The 19,391-nt window shown below is 70.5% G+C and carries 19 protein-coding genes; 11 read left to right on the top strand and 8 right to left on the bottom strand.

Annotated elements, in window-relative coordinates; all coding sequences use genetic code 11:
* Positions 1–4: 4 nt before the first annotated feature.
* From BJ988_RS14835 to BJ988_RS14800, 8 genes are all read right to left on the bottom strand, one after another.
* A complete protein-coding gene (locus tag BJ988_RS14835; protein ID WP_179658668.1) occupies positions 5–199 on the bottom strand; it encodes a ferredoxin in 195 nt (64 codons plus the stop codon).
* 5 nt (positions 200–204) lie between these two features.
* The gene (locus tag BJ988_RS14830) at positions 205–1,761 is read right to left on the bottom strand and encodes a class I adenylate-forming enzyme family protein (RefSeq protein WP_179658667.1); all 1,557 of its coding nucleotides are present in this window, start codon (positions 1,759–1,761) and stop codon (positions 205–207) included.
* Positions 1,758–2,909, bottom strand: coding sequence for an acetyl-CoA acetyltransferase (locus BJ988_RS14825; RefSeq protein ID WP_179658666.1), 1,152 nt, complete (start codon positions 2,907–2,909; stop codon positions 1,758–1,760). The genes BJ988_RS14830 and BJ988_RS14825 overlap by 4 nt, the downstream gene beginning before the upstream one ends.
* Positions 2,906–3,934, bottom strand: a complete 1,029-nt coding sequence (locus BJ988_RS14820) for an acyl-CoA dehydrogenase family protein (RefSeq protein WP_179658665.1) — start codon at positions 3,932–3,934, stop codon at positions 2,906–2,908. Before BJ988_RS14820 ends, BJ988_RS14825 begins: the two co-directional genes overlap by 4 nt.
* Before the next feature lie 24 nt (positions 3,935–3,958).
* Positions 3,959–5,131, bottom strand: coding sequence for an acyl-CoA dehydrogenase family protein (locus BJ988_RS14815; RefSeq protein ID WP_179658664.1), 1,173 nt, complete (start codon positions 5,129–5,131; stop codon positions 3,959–3,961).
* An 88-nt stretch (positions 5,132–5,219) separates the two neighbouring features.
* Positions 5,220–5,975 carry an aldolase/citrate lyase family protein gene (locus BJ988_RS14810; protein WP_179658663.1) on the bottom strand — a complete coding sequence of 252 codons (756 nt, stop codon included), beginning with the start codon at positions 5,973–5,975 and terminating at the stop codon, positions 5,220–5,222.
* Positions 5,972–6,799: a 2-oxo-hept-4-ene-1,7-dioate hydratase gene (gene hpaH / locus BJ988_RS14805; protein ID WP_343051618.1), complete on the bottom strand. Its 828-nt coding sequence runs from the start codon at positions 6,797–6,799 to the stop codon at positions 5,972–5,974. Before hpaH ends, BJ988_RS14810 begins: the two co-directional genes overlap by 4 nt.
* Positions 6,796–7,710 (bottom strand): alpha/beta fold hydrolase, encoded by a 915-nt coding sequence (locus BJ988_RS14800; protein WP_179658662.1) that lies wholly within the window; start codon positions 7,708–7,710, stop codon positions 6,796–6,798. The genes hpaH and BJ988_RS14800 overlap by 4 nt, the downstream gene beginning before the upstream one ends.
* 250 nt (positions 7,711–7,960) lie before the next feature.
* Between BJ988_RS14800 and BJ988_RS14795 the strand changes: the two genes are divergently transcribed.
* From BJ988_RS14795 to BJ988_RS14745, 11 genes are all read left to right on the top strand, one after another.
* On the top strand, positions 7,961–8,245 hold the full coding sequence (locus tag BJ988_RS14795) for a hypothetical protein (RefSeq protein ID WP_179658661.1): 285 nt from the start codon (positions 7,961–7,963) through the stop codon (positions 8,243–8,245).
* Positions 8,242–9,399: a thiolase family protein gene (locus tag BJ988_RS14790; RefSeq protein ID WP_343051617.1), complete on the top strand. Its 1,158-nt coding sequence runs from the start codon at positions 8,242–8,244 to the stop codon at positions 9,397–9,399. Before BJ988_RS14795 ends, BJ988_RS14790 begins: the two co-directional genes overlap by 4 nt.
* Positions 9,396–9,842 carry a Zn-ribbon domain-containing OB-fold protein gene (locus tag BJ988_RS14785; RefSeq protein WP_179658660.1) on the top strand — a complete coding sequence of 149 codons (447 nt, stop codon included), beginning with the start codon at positions 9,396–9,398 and terminating at the stop codon, positions 9,840–9,842. The genes BJ988_RS14790 and BJ988_RS14785 overlap by 4 nt, the downstream gene beginning before the upstream one ends.
* On the top strand, positions 9,839–11,140 hold the full coding sequence (locus tag BJ988_RS14780; RefSeq protein ID WP_179658659.1) for an aromatic ring-hydroxylating oxygenase subunit alpha: 1,302 nt from the start codon (positions 9,839–9,841) through the stop codon (positions 11,138–11,140). Before BJ988_RS14785 ends, BJ988_RS14780 begins: the two co-directional genes overlap by 4 nt.
* Entirely contained in the window at positions 11,137–11,670 is a 534-nt protein-coding gene (locus BJ988_RS14775; protein WP_179658658.1) for an aromatic-ring-hydroxylating dioxygenase subunit beta, read from the top strand. The genes BJ988_RS14780 and BJ988_RS14775 overlap by 4 nt, the downstream gene beginning before the upstream one ends.
* 30 nt (positions 11,671–11,700) lie before the next feature.
* Entirely contained in the window at positions 11,701–13,254 is a 1,554-nt protein-coding gene (locus tag BJ988_RS14770; protein WP_343051616.1) for a class I adenylate-forming enzyme family protein, read from the top strand.
* Positions 13,255–13,256: 2 nt separating this feature from the next.
* Positions 13,257–14,864 carry a class I adenylate-forming enzyme family protein gene (locus BJ988_RS14765; RefSeq protein ID WP_179658657.1) on the top strand — a complete coding sequence of 536 codons (1,608 nt, stop codon included), beginning with the start codon at positions 13,257–13,259 and terminating at the stop codon, positions 14,862–14,864.
* A complete protein-coding gene (locus tag BJ988_RS14760; RefSeq protein WP_179658656.1) occupies positions 14,861–15,643 on the top strand; it encodes an enoyl-CoA hydratase/isomerase family protein in 783 nt (260 codons plus the stop codon). Before BJ988_RS14765 ends, BJ988_RS14760 begins: the two co-directional genes overlap by 4 nt.
* A 28-nt stretch (positions 15,644–15,671) precedes the next feature.
* The gene (locus BJ988_RS14755; RefSeq protein ID WP_179658655.1) at positions 15,672–17,159 is read left to right on the top strand and encodes an aldehyde dehydrogenase; all 1,488 of its coding nucleotides are present in this window, start codon (positions 15,672–15,674) and stop codon (positions 17,157–17,159) included.
* Positions 17,160–17,185: 26 nt separating this feature from the next.
* Positions 17,186–18,391 (top strand): thiolase family protein, encoded by a 1,206-nt coding sequence (locus BJ988_RS14750; RefSeq protein WP_179658654.1) that lies wholly within the window; start codon positions 17,186–17,188, stop codon positions 18,389–18,391.
* A gap of 82 nt (positions 18,392–18,473) precedes the next feature.
* On the top strand, positions 18,474–19,391 hold the full coding sequence (locus tag BJ988_RS14745; RefSeq protein WP_179658653.1) for an alpha/beta fold hydrolase: 918 nt from the start codon (positions 18,474–18,476) through the stop codon (positions 19,389–19,391).

Genomic DNA, 19,391 nt, shown 5'->3' with positions numbered 1-19,391 from the left:
TCCGTCAGTCCGTCAGGACGTCGATGGCGGCCATCGGGCAGCTGGCGGCGCCGCGCTCCGCAGCCTCCTCGGAGCCGCCGGGCACCTCGAAGTCCGCGCGAGCGGCGAAGCCGTCGTCGTCGATCAGGTACAGGTCGGCGGCCTGGAGGTTGCACTGTCCCTGACCGTCGCACTGGTCGATGTCGATGTGGATGCGCAAGGCTCTCACTCCTTCTTGGTGGGACGGGGGCCCGCGGGGTGGGCCTGGAGATGGGCGCGCAGCTGGCCGCGGTCGGTCTTCTGCATCGCGGTCGTGGGGAGCTCCTCGAGGAGCACGAGCCGGTCCGGTGCCTTGTAATCGGCCAGCCGCGCCTTGCTCCACACCCGCAGGTCGTCGAGCGTCGGCGGGGCGGCGGGATCGGCTGGGACGACGAAGGCGACTCCGGTCTCGCCGATCACGGGGGTCGGCTCGCCGACGACCGCCACCTGGCGTACTCGGGGGTGGTCGGCAAGGACGTTCTCGACCTCGAGCGGGTAGACGTTGAACCCGCCGCGGATGTAGAGGTCGCCGGTGCGCCCGACCAGCTGCAGGTTGCCCTCGGGGGTGAACCGGCCGAGGTCGCTGCTGATCAGGTAGTCGTCCTCGTCGAAGGCGGCGGCGGTCAGCTCCGGCTCTCGCCAGTAGCCGCGCATGACGCAGTCGCTGAGCACACGGACCCGGCCGACCTTCCCGACGGGCACGCTGTGTCCGGCCTCGTCGGTGACCCGGACCGCGACCCCGGCCTGGGGCCGGCCGACGGTGCGGAACAGCACGCCAGGTGGGTCGCCGGGCTCGGTGCCGCAGATGGTCGGCGACTCGGTCATCGCATAGCGCACCACCAGCGGTACGCCGATCCGGGCCGCGGTGCGCTCGACCAGCTCGGGTGGCGCCGGGGCGGTCGCGACGATGCCGACGCGCAGGTGGGGGAGGGTCTCGCGGCTCACGCCGGACTGGTCGAGGAGCTTGGACCACTGCGTGGGTACGCCGCCACCGACCGTGATCCGCTCGGCGCGGAGCACCTCGTACATTCGCGCGGCCGACCAGGGTATGGGGGAGGCGACCAGCGTGATGCCCCAGACGAGCTGGTCCCAGAGCTTGGCCATGTAGCCGGCGTGCGCGAACGGGGTCGCGGTCAGCCGCCGGTCGTACGGTGCGCTCATCACCCCCGCGGCGCGGGAGAAGGCGGCCATGTTGTCGCCGTCGAACCAGGCGCCCTTCGGCAGCCCCGTGGTGCCGCTGGTGAAGATGATCGCGACCGGGTCCTGGCGGGTGACCTCGACGTCAGGGACGTACGCCGCAGCATCCGCCCCCGGCAGCGCCGAGCGGGCCAGGACCTCGATGCCGTCGGGCACCGGCGGTAGCCGGGCCGCTTCGTCGCGGACCACGAGCGCGGGCGCGGCCCTGGTCAGGATGGCGGCGACCTCGCGCGGCCCGAGCCGGGGGTTGAGGCCGGTGGTGATCGCGCCGATCATCGCCGCCGCGGCGTAGCAGACGGCGTAGTCGATCCCGGCGGGGAGCATCAGGGCGACCACATCGCCCTTGCCGACGCCGCGGGCATCGAATGCCGCGGCGACGGCGCGTGCCCGACCCGCCCAGGACGCGAAGCTCATCCGCGAGCCGTCGGGCTCGACGTACGCGTCCTGCTCGCCGTAGGCCTTCGCAGCCGCTTCCAGCAGCGACCGGGTGCTGGCGAACTCCGCGACCTCCAGCGGCGCCGCGCTCCGAGCCGGGGCCGTGGTCATGGCCGCTCGGAGCCGAGCAGCACGGTGCCACTGGAGCAGAACCAGCCGCCCGTGCCGCTGACGCACGCGATCTTGGCGTCGGGGACCTGCCGTGGCCCGGACTGGCCGCGCAGCTGGCGGACGGCCTCGACGATCAGGAAGAGCCCGCGCTGACCGGGGTGGCAGGCGGAGAGGCCGCCGCCGTCGGTGTTGGTCGGCAGGCTGCCGCCGAGGCGGAGGTTGCCCTTCTCCACGAACGCGCCGCCCTCGCCCTTCTCGCAGAAACCGAGGTCCTCCATGGTCAGCAGGAGCATGTAGGTGAACGCGTCGTAGATCTCGGCGACGTCGACGTCGGCCGGGGTCAGGCCGGCCCGCTGGAAGGCGAGGGGCCCGGTGACCGAGGCGGGTCCGACGGTCATGTCCTCCCACTGGGAGGTCAGCATGTGCGACGTCGCCTCGCCCGCCCCCAGGAACCAGACCGGGTCCGAGCGCAGGTCGGCGACCCGGTCCTCGGCGACGAGCACGGCCGCGGCGCCGCCGTCGGAGCGGATGCAGCAGTGCAGCTTGGTGAACGGGTCGGCGATCATCGGACCGGAGAGCACGTCCTCGACCGTGATCGGGTCGCGGTACATCGCCTCGGGGTTGTCCTGGGCGTTGAACCGGGCCGAGACGGCGACCTCGGCGAGCTGCTCGATCGTGGTGCCGTACTCGTGCATGTGGCGACGGGCCGCCATCGCGTACTTGGAGATCAGCGTGTGCCCGTACGGCGCTTCCCACTGCAGCGGTCCGCGCGAGCCCCAGTTGATGTTGGCGGTGCGAAGCCCCTTGCGCAGGTCGGCGCGCGCCGTGGAGCCGTACGTCAGCAGCACCACGTCGGCGTGACCGGCCGCGATCGCGTCGGCCGCGTGGGCGAGCATGACCTCCCAGGAGGCGCCGCCGACCGAGGTCGAGTCGATCCAGCGTGGCCGGATGCCGAGGTACTCCGCGACGTCGGTCGGGGGCAGCGTGCCCTGGCTGGTCGAGCCGAGCCCGTCGACCTGGTCGGGGCGCAGCCCGGCCTCGGCCAGGGCCCGGCGGCTGGCCTGCCCCATCAGCTCGTAGGGGTTCTTGTCATCCACTCGGCCGACGTCGGACAGCGCGACACCGGCGATGGCGACTCTGCGGTTCACTGGGGTGCTCCCTGCTCGAGAAGCTCGGCGAGGACATGCGTCGGCTCGCCGAACAGATGGCTGATGACGTGGGCACGCTTGAGGAAGAGATGCGCGTCGTGCTCGTAGGTGTAGCCCATGCCGCCATGCACCTGGATCGTCGCAGCGGCGCTGTCGACGGCCGCTCTGGCGGCGACCGTCTTGGCGGCCAGGGCCTGGAAGAGCGCGTCGGGGCGTCCGGTCTGGACGCAGACGGCGGCGAAGAGGGTCTGCGACATGGCCGCGTCCGATGCCACCGCCATGTCCGCACAGGCGTGCTTGATCGCCTGGTGCACACCGATCGGGCGGCCGAACTGCACGCGCAGCTTCGCGTGCTCGGTGGCCATCGTGGTGACCGCGGAGGCGAGCCCCGACAGCCCGGCAGCGGTCAGCACGACCGCTCGCAGCCAGATCGGGTCGGCCTCGCTCGGCAGCCAGTGGCGTACGGGTGCCGCGGCCGCGTTCGCGGTGGCCAGCCGGATGCCCGGATCGGAGGGGATCAGCTCCTCGATCTCGCCGAGGTCGCCGGTCTCGACGATCGCGGCGCCCTGTTCGGTGACGAGCAGGACCTGGCCGACACCGACGCAGTCGATGAGGTCGAAGGTGCCCTTGATGCCCTCGGGCCCGATCTCGCCGTCTCCGCGGAGCTCGGCGAGCCCGACCATCGCAGAGCCGTCGGCGATCCGCGTGGCCAGCTCCGTGTCGCCGCACCCGGCCGCGACCCGGGCGGCGAGCGTGGAGGCCAGGAACGGTCCGGGCGCCAGATGCTCCGCGAGGGCGGCGAAGAGGAGCGCCTCGTCATCGAGGCCGAGGCCGGAGCCGCCGTGCGCCTCGGCGAGGCCGAGGGTGAGCAGGCCCATCTCGGCGCCTTCGCGCCAGGCCGCGGCGTCGACGGCGGACGGCTGCCCGTCGCGTGTCCGGATGGCCTCGATCGGCATCCGCGACTCCAGGAAGTCGGTGGCCGCGGCGATGAGCTCGCGCTGGTCAACTGATGGGAGGAGGTCCATGTCAGCTCTCTTTCCTAGTGCCGTTCATCGCGGCAGACCGAGGACGCGCTCCCCGATGATGTTGCGCTGGATCTCGGAGGTGCCTCCGCCGATGGACTGCGAGAAGGAGTAGAAGTAGTTGCCCACCCAGCCGTGCTGGTCCCACCGCGACGAGCCGCGCAGCGCGTCGGCCCCGACGATGTCCATCGCCAGCGCGGCGATCTCCTTGCACAGGTCGGCGTAGTAGAGCTTCAGCATCGAGCCGCGCGGGCCTGGGGTGTCGGCCTTCATGGTGTGGCAGATGCCGACGTACGTCATCGCGCGCAGCGACGCGACCGAGGCGCGTGCCCGGGCCAGTCGGCGGGCGATCTCGTCGTCGGCGATCGCCGGCCGGCGCCCGTCGGGTCCGGTGTGGTCGCGGGAGAAGTCGATGAGGTCCTCGACCACCTTCGCGAGCCTGACCTGGTTGGCGGTGAACGCGGTGCCGCGCTCGAAGGAGAGCGTGGACATGGCCACGCTCCACCCGTCGTCGACGTCGCCGACGACGTTGGCCAGCGGGATGCGTACGTCGTCGTAGAAGACCTCGCAGAACTCCGCGCCGCCCTCCATCGTCCTGATCGGGCGGACCTCGATCCCCGGGGTGTGCATGTCGCAGATGACCCAGGTGATGCCCTGGTGCTTCGACCCGGTGCTGTCGGTGCGTACGAGCAGCTCCTGATAGTCGGCGCAGGCGGCCGAGCTGGTCCAGATCTTCTGTCCGTTGACGACCAGGTGGTCGTTGTCGATGACCGCCTTCGTTCGCAGCGCGGCCAGGTCGGAGCCGGCCTCGGGCTCGGAGAAGCCCTGGCACCAGATCACCTCGCCCTTGAGGATGCGAGGGAGGTGGAAGGACTTCTGCTCCTCGTTGCCGCGCAGCATCAGGGTCGGGCCGGCGTGGCTGAGCCCGACGAAGCACGCGTCGATGCCGGGGAACCCCTGGGCGGCGTACTCCTCGTACCAGATCAGCTGCTGGAGCAGGGTGAGCCCGCCACCGCCGTACTCGGTGGGCCAGGCGATGCCCGCCCAGCCGCCCTCCCACTGCGTACGCTGCCAGGCGAGGTCGTACTCGCGTATTCCGGCGTCGTCGCGAGGTCGGGGCTCGCGGGGCTTGTTCTCGGTGAGCCAGGTGCGCACCCGTTCACGGAACTCCACCTGTTCTTTCGTGAAGTCCAAATCCATCGGCAGACCTTCCAGGCAACGGACCCTCTCGGTCCGGGGGACATAGGAACACTCTAAGTGACATTAGCGTCAGATAACAGTCCTGGGGTCAAAGAGATCCATACTGCTTCGCCAGTCCTTCGGCGCCGCGGGCCAGCAGGGTGACGTCAGCTCCGACGAGGACGAAGCGGGCGCCGGCGGCCAGGTAGCGACGGGCGATCGTCTCGTTGAACGCGTTGACCCCGGCAGCCTTGCCTGAGGCGGCGATCGTCGCGATCGTGCGCTCGATCGTGGCGACGACATCGGGATGCTCGGGCTGGCCGAGGCGGCCGAGGGATGCGGCCAGGTCGGCGGGCCCGATGAAGACCCCATCGATCCCGTCGACGTCGAGGATCTGGGGCAGGGCGTCGAGACCGGCGGCCGACTCCACCTGGACGGTGACGCTCAGTGTGGTGGACGCGGTCGTCAGATAGTCGGAGATCCGGTTCCATTGCGAGGCTCGTGCGAGCGCGCTGCCGACCCCGCGGATCCCCTCGGGTGGATAGCGCGTGGCCGCGACCACGGCCCTGGCCTCGTCGGCCGACTCGATCATCGGCACGATCAGGTTGGTCACCCCGAGGTCGAGGAGCTGCTTGATGGCGACCGGGTCGAAGACGGCCGGGCGCACCAGCACCTCGACCGGGTAGGCGGCCACCGCCTGGAGCTGGGCCAGCGTCGAGCGTAGGTCGTTGGGAACGTGCTCCTGGTCGAGCATCAGCCAGTCCAGGCCCGCACCGGCGCAGATCTCCGCGGTGTAGGCGCTTCCCGATGCGATCCACATCCCGGCCTGGGGTCGCTCGCCGAGTCGTTCGAGCCAGCGGTTCATGACAGCTCCTCACGGGCGAAGGCGCACGAGACGGTGCCGAGCGGGCCGTAGTCGGCAACGAACGTGTCGCCAGGCAGGGCGAAGACCGGCTTGGTGAACGAGCCGGCGAGGATCACCTCGCCCGCCTGCAGCGACACCCCGTGGGGCGCGAGCCGATTGGCCAGCCAGGCGACGCCGTTGGCGGGGTGGTTGAGCACCGCGGCGGCGACGCCCGACTCCTCGATGGAGGCGTTGCGCAGCAGCAGGGCGGAGACCCAGCGCAGGTCGACGTCGTGCGGGCGTACGACCCGGCCACCGAGCACGATGCCCGCATCGGCTGCGTTGTCGGCGATGGTGTCGACGATGGTACGCAGGTGGCCCGTCTCCGGGTCGCTCATCTGGACCCGGGCGTCGAGGATCTCCAGTGCCGGGGTGACGTACTCGCTGGCGCGCAGCACGTCGTAGAGCGTGACGCCGGGACCGGTCAGGTCCGCACCGAGCACGAAGGCCAGCTCGACCTCGACCCGCGGCTGGATGAACCGGCCGGCCGGGACCGTGCCGCCGTCGTCGAAGAACATGTCGTCGAAGATGGCCCCGTAGTCGGGCTCGTCGATGGAGACCGCCCGCTGCATGACCTTCGAGGTCAGCCCGATCTTGCGGCCCCGAACGGCCCGGCCGTCGGCGACCTTCAGGTCGACGAGCGCGCGCTGCACGGCGTACGCGTCCTCGATCGTCATCTCGGGGAAGTCCAGCGAGAGCTGACGGATCGGCTTGCGAGCCTGTTCGGCCTCGTAGAGCCGCTGCGCGCACTCGGCGATGGTCTCGGGAAGCATCGGGGCGCTCACTTGGACAGGAAGGCGATCGCGGCCGGGTTGAACGTGGCCGGGTCCTCGAAGTGCGGCCAGTGGGCCACGCCGGGCATCTCGAGCACGTCGGAATCGGGGATGAGCCGAGAGACGGTGCGCGCCGTGCTCATGTATTCGCTGTGGTCCTTGCCCGCCGCGACGACGAGCGTCGGGGTCTGGATCGTCTTCCACGCCTCCTCGGGGATGAGGTTGCGATCGCGAGCCTCGGCGTCCTGCAGGATCAGCAGGCGGTCGATGGTCTCGCGGGTGTCGTCGCGGCGGTAGATCGCCTGGCGCAGCGCGATCAGGTCGGGGAGGCGGTTGGCCTCCTCGGCGATCAGATGGGCGAAGACCTTGTGGATCGAGTCCCAGGTCGGGTTCTGCACCGCGGCGGTGCGCTCGGCCCGGATCCGGGCCATGTTGGAGGCCGTGGCGATCAGCCCGGCCGGCGACATCAGGATCATCCGATCCACTCGGTCCGGGTGGGATACGGCGGTGGCCGCGCAGACCCATGCGCCCAGCGACATTCCGATGAAGTGTGCCTTCTCGATGCCGAAGTGGTCGAGCACGCCGAGGGCCTGGCGGACGTAGACCGGGATCTCGTAGTCGTAGTCGGGCTTCTCGGAGAAGCCGTTGCCGACCATGTCGACGGCGATGCAGTGGAAGTGCTCGGAGAGCGCGGCCAGGTTGGGTGCGAACGTCTCCCAGTGGCCGCCGGTGCCGTGCAGCATGATCACCGCCGGCAGGTCGGGGGAGCCGGCCTCGGCGTACCGGGTGCGGACGCCGCCGACCTCGACGAAGCCCTGCCGGAAGTCGAGCTCACGCAGGAATCCCCAGATGCTGCGGTGGTCCGCGGGCTGATCGGTGGCGGTCTGAGTGGTCGTAGCGGTGCTCAACGTGGTCTCGCTCATCGGTGAACCTTCCGGTATCGGGTGCGTCACGGCCTGTGGCGCGAGTCTCAATCTGACGACTCCGTCTTAATAGTACGTCTCAGTCGTAGTCTGCCGTCGCTCCGCCTGTTTGGCCAGTCTTTGGCGGGCATTGGGACCTCGTCGCGGTCTGTCTCCATTGCTTCACTGGGGGTTGTTTCTGACAGTCGTATGCGATAAAACATGAGAGCCATCGATCCAATGAGTTCCAGTGAGTAGGTCAGCAGACGCAATGACGCAGGAAGAGCGCATCCGCCCGGTCATCCGGCAGGAGCTGGCGACGCTGGCCAACGAGTTCGCCGTCGTCCGCGTCTCGCTGGACACCACGGGCAACGGCCCGCGTCTGCTCGTCGAGGACGTCGAGACGGGCGAGCAGATCTTCCTGTCCCCGCTCGAGCTCGCCTGCCTGACCCAGGCCACCCCGGACGACCGGGTGGAGTGGATGCGCGTCGGCGCCTACCGTGACGAGCGCACCCCGCGTCCTGAACCCACCGGCGAACCCGAAGGCGTGCAGTGACCTCCGCCGATGTGGCCCTGGTCGGGCTCGGCATGACCGAGATGTCGCTGACCCCCGGGCGTACGCCGCAGGGGCTCGCCCGCGAGGCCGTCGGCCTGGCGCTCGCCGACGCCGGGCTGACCCGCGCCGACGTCGACGGGCTGCTGGTCGGCACCTCCCAGGGCGTGCGCCCCGACCGGCTCGGCGTCACCTTCGCCGCCCAGGGCGGCTTCGGCGACCTGCGCCTGCTCGAGCACGTCGAGATCAAGGGCGCCACGACCATCGCGATGATCCAGCGCGCCGCCCTGGCCATCGCGACCGGGGCGGCGAGCACCGTCGTCTGCGTCTTCGCCGACGCGCCGCTGGTGCAGGGCAAGGGCGCCGGCTCGACCTACGCCCACAGCGGCGGCCAGTCCGGCGTACGCGGCCTGGAACGTGCCTCCGGCGTGCTCGGCTCGGTGCCGACCTACGCCCTGCTCGCCCAGCGCTGGATGCACGTCAGCGGCGGCACTCCCGAGGACCTGTGTGCCGTCGCGGTGACCACCCGCGCCTGGGCGCTCGGCAATCCCGCGGCCGTGGTGCGCAAGCCGCTCGACGCCGAGGGCTACCTCGCCGCGCCGATGATCGCCGAGCCGCTGCGCCGGCTCGACTGCGCCCGCCCGGTCAACGGCGCGGTCGCTGTCGTGGTCACCGGCGACCCCGGCCTCGGCAACCCGATCCGGGTGAACGTACGCGGCACCGGCCGCGCGCACCCCGTACGCCACCGCCGAGCGGGCCGAGAGTCCTGGTTCGGCGGCGGTCGCCGGGCGGTCGACGATGCGCTCGACGCCGCCCGGATGACTCGCGGCGACCTCGACGTCGCTGAGCTCTACGACCCGTTCTCCGTGGTCACCCTGATGCTGCTGGAGGAGTACGCGCTCACCGGAGGCGTGCCCGCCGGCAAGTTCGTCGCGTCCGGCGAGACCAGTCGCGGGGGAGCGCTGCCGACCAACACCGGCGGCGGCCAGCTCTCCGGCTTCTACCTCCAGGGCATGACTCCGCTGGCCGAGGCGCTGGTCCAGCTCCGCGGCGAGGGCGGAGAGCGCCAGGTCGACGGCGCCGCCACCGCCCTGGTCGGCGGCATCGGCGGTCGCATCGACCATCACGCGGCCCTCATCCTGGAACGTGCGGCATGACGACCGACTGGCTCCTGAGCGAAACCCTCGCCCCGCAGGTCGAGGGCGACCTGCTCGCCCCGCTGTACGAGGCGGCCGCCCACGGCGTACTCGCCCTGCCGTTCTGCGGCGAGTGCGGCACGCCGCTCGACCTCGACCAGCAGGTCTGTGACGGCTGCGGTGCCGACGAGATCGCCTGGCGCCCGGTCGAGCCGGCCGGGACGGTCCACTCCGCGACCCGCGTCCACCGCCGCGAGCCGGGGCTGGTGGTCGCCGAGGAGCCCTACCCGGTGCTCGACGTCGAGCTCTCCAGCGGACACCGGCTGATCATGACGACCCGCACCGCACCGCCGGGTCTCCCACGCATCGGCGACCCGGTCGCCGTCGTCTTCCGCGAGCTGGGTGGGGTCTCCATCCCAGCAGCAGCACTCACCACCCCATCCACATCGGAGGTCACCCCATGACCACAACGGACCCAGAGGTCCCGACCACCGGGGCGTTCGACGTCTCGACGATCGTCAAGAACCATCGTGTGCACGGGTCGGTCTACACCTCCCCGGAGATCTTTCACCGGGAGATGGAGACGATCTTCCGCACCGGGTGGGTCTACGTCGCCCACGAGAGCGAGGTGGCGGAGGAGGGCGACTACCTGACTCGCCGGATCGGCCGCGACCCGGTGGTCGTCTCGCACGGCAAGGACGGCGTGATCCGGGTGCTGCTCAACCGCTGCAGCCACCGGGCCAACCGGCTGTGCAACGCCGAGTCGGGCAACGCGACCTCCTTCCGCTGCCCCTACCACGGCTGGACCTTCAGCAACGACGGCTCCCTGATGGCGGTGCCGATGCGCGGCGGCTACGGCGAGGAGTTCGCCAAGGTGCGCGAGCAGCTCGGCATGGCCGAGGCCCCCCGGGTCGACAGCTACGGCGGCTTCGTATTCGCGTCGCTCGCTCCCGAGGGCATCTCGCTCAAGGAGCACCTGGGTGCCGCGATGGGCGCGATCGACCGGGTTCTCGACCTCTCGCCCACCGGCAAGATCGACCTCAGCCGGGGCTGGATGAAGCACCACCACCACGCCAACTGGAAGATGGTCGTGGAGAACAACGTCGACGGCTACCACGCGCTCTTCACCCACGCCTCGGTCTACGACGCGATCCGCCCCGCGAAGGTCTCCCACGTCCCGGCGAAGGTCAAGACGGTCGTCCGTGACCTCGGCGGCGGCCACTCCGAGATCGACTACTCCGCGGAGTACCGCAAGCTCGACGAGGAGTTCGTCTGGTACGGCCGGATCCCGCGCGCCAAGCTCCCCGAGTACGTCGAGGCGCTGGAGGCGGCCCACGGTCCAGAGAAGACTCACGATGCTCTCGTCGTCGGCCCCGCGCACACCCTGATCTGGCCCAACCTGTTCCTCGCCGAGATGAACGTCATGTACGTCGAGCCGATCGCCACCGACGAGACGATCGCCTACACCGCCGCCGTCGTCATCCCGGGCCAGGAGAAGCTCAACCAGCGCACCATGCGCCGATCCGAGGGCGCGATGGGCCCGGCCGGCTTCCTCATCGCCGACGACGGCGAGATCGGCATGCGCAACCAGGCGGGCCTGGCAGCTCGCAACCCGGAGTGGCTCGAGCTCTCCCGAGGCCTCGAGACCGACGTCACCGACGAGACCGGGATCGTCAACAGCGACAAGAGCGCCGAGACCCCGCAGCGCGGCTTCTACCGCCAGTGGGCCAGCGTCGTAGGACAGGAGATCCCCGCGTCATGACGATGATCGCAGCTCAGGACCAGCCCGCCTACCCGCGGAATCAGGTGGCCGCCCCCGGGCCGCTGCCGGCACCCGATGCCGACGTCGCCGCATACCTCTTCTATGAGGCCCGGCTCGCCGACGAGGGCCGCTACTCGGAGTGGGAGGAGCTCTGGGAGGACGACGCCCTCTATTGGGTGCCGATGCACCCCGACGACGACCCGAAGATGAAGCTCTCCTACATCTACGACAACCGCAACCGGATCAAGAGCCGCGTCGCCCAACTCAACACCGGCAACCGGCACTCCCAGACGCCGCCCTCGGTGATGCGCCGGCTGCTCAGCAACATGGAGGTCCTCGACGCCGACGAGTCCACCGTCACCGTCGCCTCCAACTTCGCCCTCTTCGAATACCGCTACGAGCAGCGGGTCTGGGCCGGTCGGGTCGTCCACAAGGTCAGGCGTACGCCGGAGGGCCTGCGCCTGGTCAACAAGACGGTCCACCTGGTCAGCGCCGGTGGTCCCGTCAACACCCTGGCCTTCCTGATCTGACCAGCCGGCCAACCCCAAACGAACCAGAATGTGAGGCAGCCCGTGCTGATCGGTCAGATCTCGACCAACAATGCCCGCCGCGTCCCGGACAAGGATGCGATCGTCGTGGACGGTCGCACGCTGACGTGGGCCGATGTCGATGAGCGCGCCCGGCGCTTGGCCAACCACCTGGCCGGGGCCGGCCTCGGCCAGGGCGACCGGGTCCTGGTGATCGCCCGCAACACCGTCGAGTGGCCCGAGATCGTCTTCGCGCTCGCGAAGGCCGGGTTCATCGCGGTGCCGGTCAACATCCGGCTGGCGGCCGACGAGTTGGCCTACGCCCGCGACGACTCCGGCGCGCGGGCCGCGGTGATCCACAGCGATCAGGTGGAGCGGTTCGGCGCGGAGCTGAAGTCGCTCGACGCGGTCGTCCAGATCGGCGGCAGCGAGGTCGGCACCGATTACGAGTCGGCGCTGGCCGGGGCGCCCACGACGGACCCGACCCCTGCCGAGCTGGTGCCCGAGGACCCGCAGTTCATCCTCTACACCAGCGGCACGACCGGGCGCCCCAAGGGCGTGGTCAACACCCACAAGAACATGCTCGCCCAAGTCGTCGACACCACGATCGTCACCGAGGCGAACCGGTCCGACATCTACCTCGCGACCACGCCGTTCTTCACCGCCGGCGGCATGGTGCGCACGCTGTCATGGACCTATCTGGGGCAGACGATGGTGATCCACCACCGATTCGACCCGCAGGCCGTCATCGACGAGATCGAGCGCAGTCGGATCACCTTCACGACCTTCATTCCGACGATGCTCCAACGCACCCTCCGCATCCTGGAGGAGGGGCCAGAGCAGGACATGTCCAGCCTGCGCCGGATCAGCTACGGATCGGCGCCGGTGCCGCCGGGGCTGGCCGAGAAGGCGATGCGGCTGCTCGGTTGCGAGATGCAGCAGCGCTACGGCCTGACCGAGTGCGGGGGGCAGGCGACGATCCTCACCCCGCAGGACCACCACGACATGGTCGCCGGAAAGACGTCGATCCTGACCTCGTGCGGCCAGGAGACGCCGATGTGCTCGATCCGAATCGTCGACGAGGACGGCAACGACCTGCCCACCGGGGAGATCGGCGAGATCGTCATCGTCAGCGACGCCTCCGCGGTCGGCTACTGGAACCTGCCCGAGGCCACTGCGAGGACCTTCCGGCCCGAGGGCCTGTGGTCGGGCGACCTCGGCTTCCTCGACGAGGAGCGCTACGTGCACGTCACCGGACGCAAGACCGACATGATCATCTCCGGCGGCTTCAACGTCTACCCCGGCGAGATCGAGCGGGTCATCGGCCAGCACCCGGCCATCGACCTGGTCGCGGTCGTCGGCGTCCAGGACCCGGAGTGGGGCGAGACCCCGGTCGCGGTCATGGTGCCGCGCGGCGAGATCGACACCGAGGAGCTCGGCACCGAGATCCAGACGCTGTGCCGCGAGAAGCTGGCCGGCTACAAGCAGCCGCGGCGCTTCGAGTTCCGCACCGAGCTCCCGCTCGGCCCGGCAGGCAAGATCCTCAAGCGCGAGATCGCCGCCGAGCTCAGCGCGGTGGGACGGTGACCATGTCCGACAACCTCACCAAGGCGCTGTCCGAGAGCCCGGCGGGCCTCTCCAGCACGACCATCTGGCAGCTCACCCAGGACCGGGCCGAGCTCACCCCCGACGCCGAGTTCGCCGTCGACGAGCATGGCCGACACGTGACCTTCGCGGCGTTCCGAGACCTGGCCGCGGAGGTCGCGGCGGGCCTGATCGAGCGGGGCATACGCCACGGCGACGTCGTCTCCTGGCAGCTCCCGACCAGCGTGGAGTCGATGGCGCTCTCGGTCGCACTCACTCGGATCGGGGCGGTGCAGAACCCGATCATCCCGATGCTGCGCGCGACCGAGGTCGAGTTCATCACCCGTCAGGTGGGCGCCCGGCTGCTGATCGTGCCGAGCAGCTACCGCGGCTTCGACCACGCCGCCATGGCCAAGCAGGTGCAGGACCGTGTCGACAGCCTCGACGTGCTCGTCGTCGACGACGGCGACTGGCCGGTCGGCGACCCCGGGAGCATCCCCGAGCCGCGTACCGACCCCGACGCGGTCGGCTGGATCTTCTACACCTCCGGGTCGACCGCCGCGCCGAAGGGCGTCAAGCACAGCGACGCCGGGCTGATCGCCGCGGCGCGTACGTTCGTTGTCAACCTGGAGCTCACCGAGGCCGACCGGCTCGCGGAGTTCGTCCCCGTCGCTCACGTCGGCGGCATCGCGCACATGCTCGATGCGCTGCTGGTGGGCCACGCGCTGATCATGAGCGCGGTCTTCGACCCGGTGGCCTGCGCCGACCTGCTGATCGAGCACGAGGCCACCCTGATCGGTTCGGGGCTGCCCTTCACCAACGCCTACCTGCAGCTGTCGGCCGAGCGCGGGGTCGCGCCGCTCTTCCCGCACTCCCGGGCGACCCTCGGCGGCGGCTCCGGTCGCCCGCCGGGGCTGAGCGCGGCGACGGCCGAGCGCCTTGGCGGCGTCGGCATCATCTCCGGCTACGGGATGACCGAGTGCCCCTACATCACCTGGGGCACCCCGCACGACACCGCCGAGCAGCACGCGGTCTATGAGGGCATCCCGTCCAGTGGCGGCGAGGTGCGCATCGTCGGGCCCGACGGCCACGTTCTCGGGGTCGGCGAGACCGGCGAGATCCGGGTACGCGGCCCGCAGCTTTTCCACGGCTATGTCGATCCTGCTCTCGACGACGGGGCGCTGGACGAGGACGGGTTCTTCCGCACCGGCGACCTCGGCCACCTCGACGCCGACGGCCGCCTCGGCGTCACCGGGCGGCTCAAGGACGTCATCATCCGCAAGATGGAGAACATCTCGGCCCAGGAGGTCGAGGCCGTGCTCGTCGGCGACCCGGCCATCGCCGACGTCGTCGTGATCGGGCTCCCGGACGAGGTCTCGGGGGAGCGGGTGTGCGCGGTCGTGGTGCCGCAAGACCCGGCCGCGCCCCCGACGCTGGAGTCGGTGCGGGCCCACCTGCGCACGACGACCCTCAACGTACGCAAGTTCCCCGAGCAGATCGAGCTGGTCGACACGCTGGCCCGCAACTCGCTCGGCAAGATCGTCAAGTCGGACCTGCGACAGCGCTTCCTCGCTGCCGAGGGGCTCGACCCGAAGACATCGGAGAAGTCATGACGGATCCTCGCTTCAAGACCATCGAGTACGACGTGACCGACCACGTCGCCACGATCACCCTCGACCGTCCCGAGCGGCTCAACAGCTTCAACCAGACGATGACCGAGGAGATCGCGCAGGTGTGGGCCGAGGTCCGCGACGACGACGACATCCGGGTCGCCGTGCTGCAGGCGAACGGCGAACGGGCCTTCTGCAGCGGCATCGACGTGGAGGAGGGCGCCTGGTGGGCCCACCTGAGCCCGTGGAACCAGGAGGACCCGGGGATGTCGCTGGGCCCCCGCCACCACCGGGTGTGGAAACCGGTCATCTCTGCCGTGCACGGCATGGCGGCGGGCGGCGCGATGTACTTCCTCAACCAGTCCGACATCGTGATCTGCTCCGAGGACGCGACCTTCTTCGACCCGCACGCGAACGCCGGCATCGTCTCCTCGCTCGAGCCGATCGGCATGCTCGCCCGGGGCGTGAACCTCGGTGAGGTGTTGCGGTGGGCGCTGCTGGGCAGCGACGAGCGGATGACCGCGGCGACCGCGCTGCGGGCCGGGATCGTCAGCGAGGTCGTCCCGCCTGACGAGCTGCGCGACCGCGCCCAGCAGCTCGCCGGCGAGATCGCCGGCCGCCGCCCCGAAGGGATCCAGGGCACCGTACGCGCGATCTGGGAGTCGCTGGAGATGGTGCCGGCCACCGCGCTCCGCAACGGCCTGTCCTACACGCAGATCGGCAACGCCGGTAGCGGGCGCAGCGACTCCCGTACCAACAAGCGCCCGCCGCGCTTCCGCTGACCACCCGAGCTCGACGAGGAGACCTCTGATGACCACCGAGACCGAGACCGTGCCGGCGTTCAGCCTGCTGATCGGCGGGACCGAGACGCCTGCGAGCAAGGGGCGGACGTACGAGAGCATCGACCCGTACACCGGTCAGCCGTGGGCGGTCGTGCCCGACGGTGACACGACGGACGTCGACCGGGCGGTCGCTGCGGCGCGCGACGCGCTCAACGGGCCGTGGGGCCGGCTCAGCGCCACCGAGCGTGGCCGCCTGCTCCACCGCCTGGCCGACGTGATCGAACGTGAGGCCGACCAGCTCGCCGACTACGAGGTACGCGACGGCGGCAAGCTGCTGCGTGAGATGTCGGGCCAGATGCGTGGCCTGCCCGACTACTACCGCTACTTCGCCGGGATGGCCGACAAGCTGGAGGGGACGGTGATCCCGACCGGTAAGTCCAACTACCTCGTCTACACCACCCACGAGCCGGTCGGCGTGGTCGGCGCGATCACGCCGTGGAACTCGCCGCTCCTGCTGCTCACCTGGAAGCTCGCCGCCGGGCTGGCCGCAGGCTGTACGTTCGTGGTCAAGCCCAGCGACCACACCCCTGTCTCGACCCTGGCCTTCGCCCGGCTCTTCGAGGAAGCAGGGTTCCCGCCGGGCGTCATCAACGTCGTCACCGGATGGGGACCGGAGACGGGGGCGGCACTGGCCGCGCACCCCGGCGTCGACAAGATCGCCTTCACCGGATCCACCGGCACCGGCATCAAGGTCGGTCAGGCCGCGATCAGCAACATGACCCGCTTCACTCTCGAGCTCGGCGGCAAGTCGGCACAGGTCGTCTTCCCCGACGCCGACCTGGACGCGGCCGCCAACGGTGTCATCTCCGGCATCTTCGCGGCCACCGGCCAGACCTGCCTGGCCGGCTCGCGCCTGCTCGTGCACGAGGACGTCGCCGAGGAGCTGGTGGCCAAGGTCGTCGCCCGCGCCTCGACGATCAAGCTCGGTGACCCGCGCGACCCGGCCACCGAGATGGGCCCGGTCTCCAACGCACCTCAGTACGAGAAGGTGCTCTCCCACTTCGCCTCGGCGCGTGAGGAGGGTGCGACCATCGCGTACGGTGCCGAGCCCGCGGGCGAGCTCGGGGGCTACTTCGTACGCCCGACCGTGCTCACCGACGTCACCCCGCACATGCGTGCGGTCGCCGAGGAGATCTTCGGGCCGGTCCTGGCCGTCTCCACCTTCCATGACGAGGACGAGGCGATCGCCGCTGCCAACGGCACCGACTTCGGCCTGGCCGGCTCGGTTTGGACCAACGACGTCCACCGCGCCCACCGGGTCGCCGCCCGGCTGCGCGCCGGCACGGTCTGGGTCAACGCCTACCGCGCGGTGGCACCCAGCGTCCCCTTCGGCGGCATGGGAGCCAGCGGCGTCGGGCGCGAGAACGGCCTGGAGGCCGTCAAGGACTTCACCGAGACCAAAGCCGTCTGGATCGAGCTCAGCGGGGAGACCCGCGACCCGTTCACCCTCGGCTGACCCCACCACCACGAAGGACCATCACCATGTCAGAGAAGATCGAAGCCGTCATCGTCGCTGGTGCTCGCACAGCCATCGGCACCGCCTTCAAGGGCACCCTGCGCGACACCACCGCCATGGAACTGGCCGAGGTCGTCCTCCGCGAGGTGCAGGAGCGCTCAGGCCTCGACGTCGCCGACGTCGACGACGTCATCCTCGCCGAGTCGAACTACGGCGGCGGCGACATCGCCCGGCACGCCGCGGTCGTCACCGGCATGACCCAGGTGCCTGGCCAGGCGATCAACCGGCACTGCGCGGGCGGCCTGACCGCGATCGGCAACGCCGCGGCCCAGATCCGCTCCGGAGCCGAGCGCGCGATCATCGCCGGTGGCACCCAGTCGACCTCCACCTCGCCGTTGCAGCAGTTCCGTACGCCCGGCACGCTCGACCAGTTCACCGAGCGGTGGATGCCGCCCACGCACCCGGACACGCCCGAGGCCCCCAACATGGACATGTCGATCTCGGTCGGCTGGAACACCGCTAAGGAGGTCGGCCTGACCCGAGAGGAGATGGACGCCTGGGCGTTCCGCTCCCACCAGCGTGCCGTCGCGGCCATCGACGCAGGTGCGTTCAAGGACGAGATCGTGCCGGTCCAGGCCCGCCAAGCCGATGGCACCACCGTCACCTTCGACACCGACGAGCACCCGCGCCGCGGCACCACTCTGGAGAAGCTGGCCTCGCTCAACCCGCTCCACCCCGAGATCGAGGACTTCTCCATCACCGCCGGCAACGCCAGCGGCATGAACGACGCAGCCGCTGCGGTCATGGTGGTCTCCAGCGAGCTCGCCGCCGAGAGGAATCTGGAGGCGCTCGCCGTCGTCCGGGCCTGGGCCGCCACCGCGACCGAACCGGCCCGGATGGGCCTCGCGCCGCTCGACGTCATCCCGAAGGTCCTGGACCGGGCGGGCCTGGCCATCGCCGACATCGACCTGTGGGAGATCAACGAGGCGTTCGCGTCCGTACCGGTCGCGGCCTGCAAGAAGCTCGGCATCGACGAGGAGCGTGTCAACACCGCCAGCAGCGGCTGCAGCCTCGGTCATCCGGTCGCGGCCTCGGGCACCCGCATGGTCATCACCCTGATCAACGAGCTCCGCCGCCGCGGCGGCGGTCTGGCCGTTGCCGCGATGTGCGCGGGCGGCGGTCAGGCAGGAGCGGTCGTCATCGAGGTGCCCGCACCCGCCGAAGGCCAGTGATGAGTGAGCGTCAGCGAGCGACCAATGGATCCGTCAGCGGGCCGCGTCCGTACTCTGGCGCTCGCGCTACGGAGGCGGTCCGATGAGCGGGACGGTCGAGGCGCAGCGGGTCAGCCTTCCGGGGGCCGGGCTCCGGCTCGCGGCGGATCGCTGGGCCACCCGTGAGGCGGGGCCGGACCCCAAGGGGGTCGTCGTGCTGCTGCACGGCGGCGGGCAGACCCGGCATTCGTGGCGTCGTACGGGGGAGCGGCTGGCCGTCGACGGCTGGGTGGCGTACTCGGTCGACCTGCGCGGCCACGGGGACAGCGACTGGTCCGCGGACGGCGACTACGGCATGGAGGTCATGATCGCCGACCTGCGCGAGCTCGTCGCCCACATCCGGAGAGTCGAGCCGCAGGTTCCGTTGACGCTGGTGGGCGCGTCCCTCGGCGGCAAGGTCTCCCTGATCGCGGTCGGTGAGGATCCCGCGCTCGCCGAGGCGCTGGTGCTGGTCGACATCGCCGTCCGGGTCGAGCGGAAGGGCGCGGGCCGGGTCAAGGCCTTCATGCAGGGCGCGCCCGAGGGGTTCGGCTCGCTCGAGGAGGCGGCTGCGGCAGTCTCCGCCTACAACCCGCACCGGAGTCGCACCGGAAGCCTCGACGGGCTGCGGAAGAACCTCCGGCTGCGCGACGGCCGCTGGCACTGGCACTGGGACCCGGCGATGATGCGCCTGGACCGGCCCGCCGACGAGGACGTCGACTCCGCGATGAGCGAGGCGATCTACGCCCGCTCGCGGGCCGCATCCCGGCAGATCCGGCAGCCCGTGCTCCTGGTGCGCGGCGTCCAGTCCGACGTGATCTCGGACGCCGGCGTGGCCGAGATGCGCGAGCTGATCGGGCACATCAGCGTCGTCGACGTACGCGAGGCCGGGCACATGGTCGCCGGCGACGACAACGACATCTTCACCGCCAACCTCCTCACCTACCTCGATGAGGCCCTCCAACCATCCGCGAAGGAATGA

This window comes from Nocardioides panzhihuensis, assembly GCF_013408335.1.
In the GTDB taxonomy this organism is placed as follows: domain Bacteria; phylum Actinomycetota; class Actinomycetes; order Propionibacteriales; family Nocardioidaceae; genus Nocardioides; species Nocardioides panzhihuensis.
The sequence above is the reverse complement of the archived record's forward strand: the minus strand, read 5'-3'. Positions and strand labels throughout refer to the sequence as shown.